This window comes from Kribbella qitaiheensis, from assembly GCF_042657745.1.
In the GTDB taxonomy this organism is placed as follows: domain Bacteria; phylum Actinomycetota; class Actinomycetes; order Propionibacteriales; family Kribbellaceae; genus Kribbella; species Kribbella qitaiheensis.
Genome location: NZ_JBHSKE010000034.1, coordinates 17249 through 28852 on the forward strand (window position 1 = coordinate 17249; position 11604 = coordinate 28852).

The window sequence follows — 11604 nt, forward strand, 5'->3', positions numbered from 1 at the left end:
GGTTTACTTTGACCTGTGGGTAATGCCCCGCGACAGTCGTTGTATGACGTCCGAGGTCATCACCCCCGTCCCGGCTCCCGGGCGCGCCGATCGCGTCCGCGAGCTCGCCACCGAGCTGCGCGGTCTGCGTGGCGCGCTGATCCCGATCCTGCACGCGGTCCAGGCGGATCTCGGGTACGTCGACCAGACCGACATACCGGTGATCGCCGACGTGCTGAACCTCGCGGTCGCCGAGGTGCACGGGGTGGTCACCTTCTACAAGGATTTCCGCCGCGAACCCGCGGGCCGGACCACCGTACGGATCTGCCAGGCGGAGGCCTGCCGCTCCGTCGGCGCCGAGGAACTCGCCGAGCACGCGAAGCGGCGTACCGGGGTCGGCTTCGGGGAGACCACGTACGACGGCCGGGTGACCGTGGACGAGGTGTTCTGTCTCGGCAACTGTGCTCTCGGCCCGGCCGTCCAGGTCGGCCACAAACTGCATGGCCGGGTCACGCCGGCCCGGCTGGACGCGATCCTCGGGGAGGCACGATGACGCCGATCGGCCGCAGCATCAAGGTCTTCGTACCGCGGGACGCGGCCGCGCGATCCGTCGGGGCCGACCAGGTCGCCGAGCGGATCGAAGCGGCGGTTAAGGCGACCGGTCAGTCGATTGAGGTGGTCCGCAACGGATCCCGCGGCATGCTCTGGCTCGAACCGCTCGTCGAGGTGGAGACGCCGCAGGGCCGGGTGGGCTACGGGCCGGTCGCGCCCGAGGACGTGGACGGGCTCGTCGCTGCCGGGATGCTCGACGGGGCCGCGCTCACCGTCGGCGCCTACCTCGGCCTGGTCGAGGAACTGCCCTGGATGAAGCGCCAGCAGCGGCTCACCTTCGCCCGGGTCGGCGTGATCGACCCGCGCTCGGCGGACGACCACGCGGAGTACGAGGGCAACGCGGGGCTGCGCAAGGCGCTGAGCATGACGCCGGCCGAGGTGGTCGAGGAGGTGGTCGACTCCGGTCTCCGCGGCCGCGGCGGAGCCGGGTTCCCGACCGGGATCAAGTGGCGCACGGTGCTCGGCGCGGAGTCCGACCTGAAGTTCGTCTGCTGCAACGCGGACGAGGGCGACTCCGGCACCTTCGCGGACCGGATGCTGATCGAGGGCGACCCGTTCACCCTGATCGAGGGCATGACGATCGCGGCGTATGCCGTCGGCGCCACCGAAGGCTACGTGTACCTGCGGTCGGAGTACCCGGATGCCGTGGAGACGCTGAACGCGGCGATCCGGACGGCCCGCGACCGCGGCTGGCTCGGCCGGAACATCCTCGGCTCGGGCCTGGACTTCGACCTGCACGTGCGGGTCGGCGCCGGGGCCTACATCTGCGGCGAAGAGACCTCGATGCTGGAGAGCCTCGAAGGCAAGCGCGGCATGGTCCGGGCGAAACCCCCGATCCCCGCGCTGGAAGGGCTTTTCGGCCGCCCGACCGTGGTGAACAACGTGTTGTCGCTGGCAACGATCCCGACGATCCTGGCGAACGGCGCGGCGACGTACGCGGGGTACGGGATGGGCCGGTCGCTCGGGACCAACGTCTTCCAGCTCGGCGGCAACATCGCCCGCGGCGGGATCGTCGAGACCGCGTTCGGCATCACCCTCGGCGAGCTCGTCAACGACCTCGGCGGCGGAACGGCCAGCGGGAGACCGACCCGGGCCGTCCAGGTGGGTGGGCCACTGGGGGCCTACCTACCGGTCGAGCAGTTCGACCTGCCGATGGACTACGAGGCGTTCGCGGCCGTCGGCGCGATGGTCGGGCACGGCGGCGTCGTGGTGTTCGACGAGACCGTGGACATGTCCGCGATGGCCCGGTTCGCCTTCGAGTTCTGCGCCGAGGAGTCCTGCGGCAAGTGCACACCCTGCCGGGTGGGCGCAGTCCGCGGGGTCGAGACGATCGACCGGATCCGCAACGGCGAGGACCGGAAGAAGAACCTGGTGCTGCTCGACGACCTGTGCGACCTGATGACCGACGGCTCGCTCTGCGCGATGGGTGGGCTGACACCGCTGCCGGTGCGCAGCGCCGTCCGCCACTTCGGAAAGGACTTCGGAGCATGACCCTGCTCAAGGAACCCGACTTCGGTACTCCGGCCCGCGACGGCGAGGCAACCGTCGAGCTGACCATCGACGGGGTGAGCGTCACCGTGCCACCTGGTACCTCGGTGATGCGTGCCGCCAAGCACGCGGGGCTCGACATCCCCAAGCTCTGCGCCACTGACAACCTCGAGGCGTTCGGGTCCTGCCGGCTGTGCATCGTCGAGATCGACGGTGCTCGCGGTACACCAGCCTCCTGTACTACGCCCGTCGCGCCCGGGATGGTGGTCCGCACCCAGAACGAGAAGCTGGGCAAGCTCCGCCGTGGCGTCATGGAGCTCTATATCTCCGACCATCCGCTCGACTGTCTCACCTGCTCCGCCAACGGCGACTGCGAGCTGCAGGACATGGCAGGCGTCACCGGCCTGCGCGAAGTACGGTACGGCTCCGGCGTCGAGGCCGGTGCTAACCATCTGGACGCCCCGACCGACAGCTCCAACCCGTACTTCGACTTCGACGCCTCCAAGTGCATCGCGTGTTCGCGGTGCGTCCGGGCCTGCGACGAGGTCCAGGGCACGCTGGCTCTGACGATCGAGGGCCGCGGCTTCGACTCCAAGGTCGCCGCGGGCGCGGGTGTCTCGTTCATGGAGTCGGACTGCGTCTCCTGCGGCGCCTGCGTCCAGGCCTGCCCGACCGCCACCCTGCAGGAGAAGTCGGTGATCGAGCTCGGCATGCCGACCCGTTCGGTGATCACCACCTGCGCGTACTGCGGCGTCGGCTGCTCGTTCAAGGCGGAGCTCCGCGGCGACGAGCTGGTCCGGATGGTGCCGTACAAGGACGGCGGCGCGAACGAAGGCCACTCGTGCGTAAAGGGCCGGTTCGCGTTCGGGTACGCGAGCCACCCGGACCGGGTGATGGAGCCGATGGTGCGCGACGCGATCACGGACCCGTGGCGGAAGGTGTCCTGGGAGGAGGCGATCGGCTTCACGGCTCGCCGCCTGCGCGAGATCCAGGCGAAGTACGGGCAGGGGTCGATCGGTGGGATCACGTCGTCGCGGACGACCAACGAAGAGGTCTACGTCGTGCAGAAGATGGTTCGCGCCGTCTTCGGCAACAACAACGTCGACACCTGCGCGCGGGTCTGCCACTCGCCCACGGGGTACGGGCTGAAGCAGACCTTCGGCGAATCGGCCGGCACCCAGGACTTCAGTTCGGTGGACGAGGCCGACGTGATCCTGGTGATCGGGGCGAACCCGACCGACGCGCACCCGGTGTTCGGTTCGCGGATGAAGCAGCGTCTGCGCAGGGGCGCGAAGCTGATCGTGGTCGATCCGCGCCAGATCGACCTGGTCCGGTCACCGCACATCGAGGCGGCCCACCACCTGGCGCTGGCGCCGGGCACGAACGTCGCCATCGTCAACGCTTTCTCCCACGTGATCGTGACCGAGGGACTGGTCGACCGCGCGTTCGTCGAAGAGCGGTGCGAGGATTTCGACCAGTGGGAGACGTTCATCTCGGGCCCCGAGCACAGCCCCGAGGCAGTCGCCGAGCTGACCGGAGTACCGGCTGAGGAGGTGCGGGCCGCCGCGCGGCTCTACGCGACCGGGGGCAACGGCGCGATCTACTACGGACTCGGCGTGACCGAGCACAGCCAGGGTTCGACCACGGTGATGGGGATGGCGAACCTGGCGATGGCCACGGGCAACATCGGCCGCCGCGGCGTCGGCGTGAACCCGCTGCGCGGCCAGAACAACGTGCAGGGCTCCTGCGACATGGGCTCGTTTCCGCACGAGCTGCCTGGCTACCGGCACGTGTCCGACGACGACGTCCGCGACGTCTACGAGAAGCTGTGGGGCACGCCGCTGCTGAACGAGCCGGGCCTGCGGATCCCGAACATGTTCGACTCCGCGATCGACGGTTCCTTCCGGGCGCTGTTCGTGCAGGGCGAGGACATCGCCCAGTCCGACCCGAACACCGCGCACGTGTTCGCCGCGCTCGGCGCGCTCGACCTGCTCGTCGTCCAGGACCTGTTCGAGAACGAGACGGCGAAGTGGGCGCACGTGCTGCTGCCCGGCACCTCGTTCCTGGAGAAGGACGGCACCTTCACCAACGCCGAACGCCGGATCAACCGGGTCCGGCCGGTGATGGCGCCGCAGACCGGTAAGCACGAGTGGCAGATCATCTGCGAGATCTCCCAGGCGATGGGCTATCCGATGCACTACGACTCGGCCGCTCAGATCATGGACGAGATCGCCATCACCACGCCGACGTTCGCCGGGGTGTCGTTCGCTCACCTCGACAAGGTCGGTTCGGTGCAGTGGCCCTGCAACCTCGACGCCCCCAACGGCACGCCGATCATGCACACCGACGAGTTCACCCGGGGCAAGGGCCGGTTCATGGAGACCGTGTACGTGCCGACGACCGAGCGGTCGACGCGGAAGTACCCGTTGATCCTGACCACCGGGCGGATCCTGTCGCAGTACAACGTCGGCGCGCAGACCCGCCGTACGGCGAACGTCGCCTGGCATCCCGAGGACATCCTCGAGCTGCACCCGCACGACGCGGAGGTCCGCGGCATCGAGGACGGCTCCACGGTCGCGCTGTCGAGCCGGGTCGGGCGGACCACATTGCGGGCGAAGCTGTCGGAGCGGATGCCGGTCGGAGTCTGCTACACCACGTTCCACCACCCGGTGACCGGGGCAAACGTGATCACGACGGACAACTCGGACTGGGCGACGAACTGCCCGGAGTACAAGGTGACCGCGGTCCAGGTGGATCTGCTGGTGGAGCCGGTGAACGCGCAGACCGCCGAGAACCTCGAGCCCGTCGTCGCGGGCCACTGATGAGCGCGACAGGACTCCCGCCGCACGTCCGGCTGGCCAACGAGATCGCCCGCCAGTTCGCCCACCGGGAACCGGCCGACGCGGCGACCCGGATCGCCAACCACATCAAGGCGGTCTGGGATCCGCGGATGAAGGCGGCGCTCATCGCTCAGCTGGACTCCGGCGGAGATGACCTCGATCCGGTCGCGGCTCTCGCGGCTGCGCAGCTCCGCCCTGTCGAAACCCGAGGAGCCCGGTAGTGCAGACTGCGGGGATGCGTCGTCACGCCACGTCGGCGCTCCCCTGGGATGCTGCCCGAGCACTCGCCCACGCTGCTGCGACACCGCTGGCACCATGCTCGCTCCCATTGGCCGATGCCATTGGCAGCGTGCTCGCGACCCCGCTGGTCGCCCTGTCCGCGGTGCCGCCTGTGGACCGCTCAGCCATGGACGGGTACGCCGTCTGTGGTCCCGGTCCGTGGCGGGTGGTTGGCGTGATGAAGGCGGCCTCGGGTCTGGCGAGGCCGCTCCAGGACGGGCAAGCCTGCACCATCGTCACCGGTGCCGCCATCCCAGCGGGCACCACCGCAGTCCTGCCGGACGAAGACGCGGTCGTGTCGGCAGCCGGGCGCGCCGGGATGGTCGCGGGGCAGGTCTCCCCCGGCAGACACATCCGGCGGGCCGGCGAGGAGTGTGCCGCTGGTGAGACGTTGCTGCCTGCAGGCGTGGTGGTTGAGCCGCTGGTGCTCGGGTTGGCGGCTTCGCTCGGGCTCGACCGGCTGACGGTGATTCCCAAGCCCCTGGTCGCTTCTCTAGTCACGGGTGACGAACTGGTTCATCAGGGTCCGTCAGGGCCTGGCCGGGTGCGTGATGCGATCGGCCCGATGCTCCCTGGCCTCATCAGCCGTGCAGGCGCCACTCCTGCTCCGGTAGTGCACCTGCCGGACTCCCGCACGGCACTGGTCGACGCCCTGGCGAACACTGACGCGCACCTGATCCTGGTGTCTGGTTCGTCCGCGTCCGGCCCGGCCGATCACCTGCGGGCCGCGTTGGACGCGCTCGGCGCCGAGTTGATCATCGACGGAGTCGCCTGCCGGCCGGGGCATCCGCAGGCGCTCGCCCGCTTCGCCGACGGCCGGCTCGTGCTTGGGCTGCCGGGGAATCCCCTTGCTGCGTTGACCGCATTCCTCACCTTGGGAGTTGCCACGCTGCAGCGACTCCGGGGCCAGGGGCTGCCGACTCTGCCGGTGGCGCCGGTACCTGGTGGGCTGGCGTGTCACCCGCACAGCACTCGGCTGGTCCCCGTCCGCGTGGACCCGCAGGGCGTAGTACCGGTCGGGCATGGTGGGTCGGCGATGCTGCGAGGTGCGGCAGGAGCGGACGCGTTGGCCGTGGTCGATCCGGGTCCGGCCGCGGCGATCGCGGCGCGGTTGTTACCGCTCGATCCGGGAGCGCGGCCATGGGGCGTCTGATCGCTCGCAAGTTACATCGCTTACGGGACACTAACTTCCGCTGAGGCCGGAGGTGCGGGCGCGGATGATGGCTTCGGCGCGGGTGGACACCTGGAGCTTGGCGAAGATGCTGGTGATGTGGTTGCCGACGGTAGCGGTGGCCAGGCTGAGCCGGGTGGCGATGGCGGCGTTGCCGAGGCCGTCAGCGATCAGGCCGAGGACCTCGCGTTCGCGTGGCGTCAGCTCGGGGAAGAGGGTCTCGTCCGTGCGAGGACGGGACAGGTAGGCGAGCGTCCGGCGGGCAACACCCGGCCCGAAGATCGCCTCTCCCTCGGCGACGGCCGCGATCGCGCGGACCACGGTGTCGCCGACCGCGCCCTTCAGCACATACCCGCGAGCACCCGCCCGCATCGCCGCGAAGACCGACTCGTCATCGTCGAACATCGTCAGCATCAGTACTGCGACGTCGGGCGCGACCCGGCCGATCTCGCGAGTCGCCTCGATCCCGCTCAGGTCGGGCATCTGGATGTCCATCACCAGGACATCCGGCTTCAGAGTCACCGCCGCCCGGACCGCCTCCGCACCGGTGGCGGCGGTACCGACGAGCTCGTACCCGTCGCGGCCGGACAGCAACGCTCCCAGCCCTTCTCGGATGATGCCGTGGTCATCGGCGACCACGATGCGGATCGTCATGACTCTGCTCCCGTCTCGACCCCGGCCGCTCGCCCTGTCTGCGTTGGCACGGTCTCCGGTGGCACGGTCGCTGGTGACACTAGTGGCAATGACACCCGCACCTGGCCGCCGGTGCGGTCGTAGCGGATCTCGCTCGCGCCACCGAGTTCCGCCGTACGCTCGCGGATCGAGGTCAGTCCGACACCCGGCTGCCAACTGTCCTCAGCATTGACGCCGTTGTCCCGCACCTCCAGTCGAAGGGCGGTCTCTTCGACGGTGAGCGTGACGACGGCGCGAGTGGCTGTGGAATGCCGGATCACGTTGGTGAGCGCTTCGGTGACGATGCGATACGCGGCCACCTCGACCGCCGCGGGAAGGTCCTCGATCGCGGTCGGCGCCTCGACGCTGACCGTGAGCGCCCCATCGCCGGCTAGCACCGCCGCATGCTCGCGAAGCGCACCGATCAGTCCCATCCCGTCCAGCACCGGCGGCCGCAGGTCGTAGGCGAGCCGGCGGATCTCCTCGATCGCGCTGATGGTCTGGTCCCGCAAGGTCTCCAGCAGTTCGGCACTCCGGGCCCGGTCGGCCTCGAGCAGGCGCAGAGCCGCATCGGCGTTGAGGACCACCCCGGTGAGCACCGGCCCGAGGCCGTCGTGGAGATCCCGGCGGATGCGGCGGCGTTCCTCCTCGCGACCGGTGATGACTCGCTGCCGCGAGAACTGGAGCTCATCGGCCAGCCGTCCTGCCTGCACCGCCACCGTCAACGGAGCGGCCATCAACGACAGCACTCGCTCGTCTGCCGGGTCCAGCCGATGCTCGCCAGACCGCAGCCCGACCACCAGTTCGCCGATCCGCTCCTCCCCCGAGTGCAACGTGATCGCCTGCCGAGCAGCCGGCAGTTCCCCGTACCCGGCGACTTGACGCTCGCCGACCACCAGAACCGCTGCTGGGAAGTGCATCACCCGGCAGAGCGCCTCCAGTACTCCGTCCAGCCCGGCGCCGGCCGCAGTACCGGTTCCGACCTCGCCGAGTCGCTCACCGATCGCGGCGATCGCGCGCACCGGGTCGCGCCGGGCGCCGTAGAACGCCCGATGGATCAAGCGCTGCAACCACAGCCGAACCGGGTTGAACGCCAGCGCGATCAGCAGCGTGGCCAGTACCGACGAGCCGAGCGACACCTGGCGCCGTACGGCCTGATCCAGCAGGGCCACCAGGCCCAGGTACGCACCGATCACCCCGCCGGTGAGCAGCAGATAGAGCAGGGACCGGGACACCACCAGGCGGATGTCGAGCACCTGGTGGCGCAGTACGGCGATCGTGATCGACAAGGGGATCAGGACGATCGGCAGGATTCCCAGCAGCAGGGACTCGGTCCGCAGTACGGCCTCGAGGGTGAACGCGGTGACCACCATGACCATCGCCATCAGGAGCCAGAGCACCCGGCGGCGGACCACGTCGCTGCCTCGGCGATAGGTGATCACCAGAGCCGCGAACGCGCCCAGGTAACTCGCGACGAGGCCGACCTCCCAGATGACGTGCAACCACATCGGCTGCCCTGGCCAGGGACTAGCCGGATAGGCCTGAATACCCAGCTCTGCAGACATTCCGCCCTTGGGATCGAGGACGCCGGCCGCGGTCAGGAGAACCGTGTTCACCACTAGCAGGCCGACGAACCATCGCCACCGGCGACTCGGCAGCCGCCCTTCGGGGAACAGCACCAGCGTCAGCGGGATGAACAACGCCAGCGCCCAGTTCCAGCCGACCCCGTTCACGACCGTCGCGAACACCCGCCAGGACCAGGAGTCGTCGGCGGCCCAGGCGAGCACCGCCATACCGGTCCCGGTGAACGCGTAGAAGCAGCCGCCGAGCAGGAGGCTCCACCCGATCAGGTTGCGCGGACGGTAGTAGGCGATCGGCCAGCCGGCCACAGCCAGCGCCAGACCGCTGATCGTGTTGCTGACGACCAGCAGGTCCACCAGCCGTGACCAGGGCAATCCGGACAGCACCGAGGCGATGACGGTCAGTACAGCCTCCGCCAGCACCACCCCGAGCAGCACCGTGGCCACCACGCTGCGGCGGCGGTCGTACTGCGCTTCGGGGGCTACGGTCACTTCCTCATCATCAAGACAGCAGGCCACACCCGCATAGGGGCCTGCCCCCAGGCGAGCCAGGAAATTCTCACGAGTCCCGGTGAAGCAGCGCCCTGCGAACCAGGGGTCCGCCGGCCGGACGCTGAAGCCGCAAGCAACCACCGATTCGAGGAGTTCCCATGTCGACCACCCGTACCGAGGCGTCCGCCGAGACCCGGAAACCGCTCCGCGACGTGCGCGGATTCTGGCGGATCCTGCTCGCGGTCATCGCCCCGCTGCCGATGCTGTCCAACGGCATCTACTACCTGCTCAGCCCGACCGAGGGCAACGCGACGTTCGAGGAGAGCGTCGCCGCGGTGATCGCCCACGGCGACCGGATGTCGGCGCTGGAGTGGATCCAGGTGCCGTTCGTGACTCTGCTCATCCCGGCCGCGTTCGCCGTGGCCTGGGTGGCGCGACGCGGCGCACCGAGGTTGACGACCGCAGGCGCTTTGATCGCCCTGATCGGCTTCTGCGCGGGCTTCGGCAACCTGCCCGGCACCGTGTCGTTGGCGAACCTCACGGTCAAGGAAGGCCTGGACCCGGGCACGGTGTCGAAGCTGTCCACGGCGCTGGAGGAGCACCCGATCATGCAACTGTCCGGACTGCTCTTCATCCTCGGGATCACGTTTGGCCTGCTGCTGCTCGGGATCGCGTTGTGGCGCAGCCGGGTCGCGCCGGCCTGGATGGGGATCGCGCTGGCGGTCGGTGGCTTCACCCACCCGTTCCTGCCCAACCACGTGATCGCGGGGATCGGCCTGCTGGTGGCGGCCGTCGGCTTCACCGGGGCGACCTACGCCCTGCTCCGGATGCGCAACGACGACTTCGACCTGCCGGCGAAGTGAGAGACCGCCAGACCTCAGACGGCTTGGCCGGCCCGGGCTTCAGACAGCCTGGCCGGCCTCGTCGGCTGGGGTCTGCGGCAGGGTGGACGGGGCCACCCAGAGGCATTCGGCGGTACCGCGGGCCAGGTGCTCCTGGTAGACCTCGACCTTGTGGCTGATCACGTTCAGGCACTCGGTGAGTTCCTGGATCTGGGCGGTGACGGACTCCTGGTGGCTGCGCAGCAGGGCCAGCCGGTCCTGCTCGTTACCCGGACCCTGCCGGACCAGATCGGTGTACCGGCGGATGGTGTCGAGCGGCATCCCGGACGAGCGGAACTTGATGCACATGTCCAGCCACTCCACGTCGTCCTCGCTGTACACGCGGCGGCCGTTGGACTCCCGGCGGACCGGGTCCGCGAGGATGCCCTCCCGCTCGTAGAAGCGCAGCGCGTGCACGCTCAGCCCGGTGCGCTCGGCGACCTGCCCGATACTCAGACCCGCGGTGACCTGTGACATGCCGGCCACCCTAACCCGCGGGCTAGAGCCGACTCTAGATGTTTTTCAGGGCGTTCAGCGCCAGGTTGACGTCCGCGATGGTCGAGTAGATGTGGAACGAGGCCCGCAGCCTGCCACCTCGTACCGCGGCCCGGATGCCGGCGGCCGCGAAGGCCTCCTCGGCGCCGGGGATGTCCGCGCTGACGATCGCCGAGTCGCCCGGCGGCATTCCGAGTCCGGCGCGGAACTCGTTCGCCAGGTCGACGTTGTGACGGTTGATCACGTCGACGCCGATCTGCTCGATCAACTCGAGGGCGGGAGCCGCCCCGACGAAGCTGAACCAGGCCGGCGACTGGTCGAACCTGCGGGCGCTCCGAGCCAGGTCCATCTGCGTCCCGTAGTACGAGGTGTGCACGTTCTCACCGGCGTACCAGCCGGCTTCGAGCGGGCGGCAGCGCTCCTGCAGGCGGGGTGAGAGGTAGCCGAGAGTGGCGCCGCGCGGTGACATCAACCACTTGTAGGTGTGGGCGATCAGCGCGTCCACGCCAATGACGTCGAGCGGCAGCCAGCCAGCCGCCTGGCTGGCGTCGACTACCAGGAGTGCGCCGATTTCCTTGCTGGCGGCAACCACTGCCGCAAGGTCGAGCACGGTACCGGTGGAGGACTGGACCGCGCTGACGGCGACCAGGTCGATGCCCGGCTGGATCGCCTCGACGAACTTGTCCGTCGCGGCCGCGATCACCTCGACACCCCGGTCGCCGTGCACCATCCACGGGTAGACGTTCGAGGTGAACTCGACCTCGTCGACGAGCACCTTCGACCCGTCAGGTAGGGCGGCCGCGATCGGCGCGATCGCCGCCGAGACGGTGCTGCCGACGAAGACGTCCGCGGGATCGGCGCCCACCAGCCGGGCGAAGGATTCGCGCGACCGGGTCGTCGACTCGTCCCACGGCTCCCAGCTGGTGGCTCCGACCCGCCAGTCGCTGAGCACCGTCTGCAGCGCCTCCCAACCGGGCTTGGGCGGGAGACCGTACGAGGCGGTGTTCAGCCACCCCGGCTGCGGATCCCAGAGCTGCGAGAAAGATTCGGCCACCGCGGTCATCCGTGCACTCCCTTGCTTGCGTACTGTCGGACCAGACCATTCGATCACGGGA

The 11604-nt window shown here is 69.3% G+C and carries 10 protein-coding genes; 6 read left to right on the forward strand and 4 right to left on the reverse strand.

Annotated elements, in window-relative coordinates; all coding sequences use genetic code 11:
* Positions 1-43: 43 nt before the first annotated feature.
* The 5 genes from ACFPJ1_RS22605 to ACFPJ1_RS22625 are packed head-to-tail and all read left to right on the forward strand — an operon-like array spanning position 44 to position 6351.
* Positions 44-532 (forward strand): NAD(P)H-dependent oxidoreductase subunit E, encoded by a 489-nt coding sequence (locus ACFPJ1_RS22605; RefSeq protein WP_380106742.1) that lies wholly within the window; start codon positions 44-46, stop codon positions 530-532.
* Positions 529-2082, forward strand: coding sequence for a formate dehydrogenase beta subunit (locus ACFPJ1_RS22610; protein WP_380106743.1), 1554 nt, complete (start codon positions 529-531; stop codon positions 2080-2082). Before ACFPJ1_RS22605 ends, ACFPJ1_RS22610 begins: the two co-directional genes overlap by 4 nt.
* Complete coding sequence (gene fdhF / locus ACFPJ1_RS22615) at positions 2079-4901, forward strand: formate dehydrogenase subunit alpha (protein ID WP_380106745.1); 2823 nt, start codon at positions 2079-2081, stop codon at positions 4899-4901. Before ACFPJ1_RS22610 ends, fdhF begins: the two co-directional genes overlap by 4 nt.
* Positions 4901-5140, forward strand: a complete 240-nt coding sequence (locus ACFPJ1_RS22620) for a formate dehydrogenase subunit delta (RefSeq protein WP_380106746.1) — start codon at positions 4901-4903, stop codon at positions 5138-5140. Before fdhF ends, ACFPJ1_RS22620 begins: the two co-directional genes overlap by 1 nt.
* A 14-nt stretch (positions 5141-5154) precedes the next feature.
* Positions 5155-6351: a molybdopterin molybdotransferase MoeA gene (locus ACFPJ1_RS22625; RefSeq protein ID WP_380106748.1), complete on the forward strand. Its 1197-nt coding sequence runs from the start codon at positions 5155-5157 to the stop codon at positions 6349-6351.
* 30 nt (positions 6352-6381) lie between these two features.
* Here ACFPJ1_RS22625 and ACFPJ1_RS22630 read toward each other — a convergent pair whose 3' ends face one another.
* On the reverse strand, positions 6382-7023 hold the full coding sequence (locus ACFPJ1_RS22630; RefSeq protein ID WP_380106750.1) for a response regulator transcription factor: 642 nt from the start codon (positions 7021-7023) through the stop codon (positions 6382-6384).
* Positions 7020-9113 carry a sensor histidine kinase gene (locus tag ACFPJ1_RS22635; RefSeq protein ID WP_380106752.1) on the reverse strand — a complete coding sequence of 698 codons (2094 nt, stop codon included), beginning with the start codon at positions 9111-9113 and terminating at the stop codon, positions 7020-7022. Before ACFPJ1_RS22635 ends, ACFPJ1_RS22630 begins: the two co-directional genes overlap by 4 nt.
* A 158-nt stretch (positions 9114-9271) precedes the next feature.
* Here ACFPJ1_RS22635 and ACFPJ1_RS22640 point away from each other — a divergent pair, with 158 nt between their 5' ends.
* Positions 9272-9976, forward strand: coding sequence for a hypothetical protein (locus tag ACFPJ1_RS22640; protein WP_380106753.1), 705 nt, complete (start codon positions 9272-9274; stop codon positions 9974-9976).
* A 39-nt stretch (positions 9977-10015) separates the two neighbouring features.
* Here ACFPJ1_RS22640 and ACFPJ1_RS22645 read toward each other — a convergent pair whose 3' ends face one another.
* Both ACFPJ1_RS22645 and ACFPJ1_RS22650 read right to left on the reverse strand, forming a co-directional pair.
* Complete coding sequence (locus ACFPJ1_RS22645) at positions 10016-10471, reverse strand: MerR family transcriptional regulator (protein ID WP_380106755.1); 456 nt, start codon at positions 10469-10471, stop codon at positions 10016-10018.
* Positions 10472-10505: 34 nt separating this feature from the next.
* A complete protein-coding gene (locus tag ACFPJ1_RS22650) occupies positions 10506-11552 on the reverse strand; it encodes an aminotransferase class V-fold PLP-dependent enzyme (protein ID WP_380106757.1) in 1047 nt (348 codons plus the stop codon).
* Between the last annotated feature and the right edge of the window lie 52 nt (positions 11553-11604).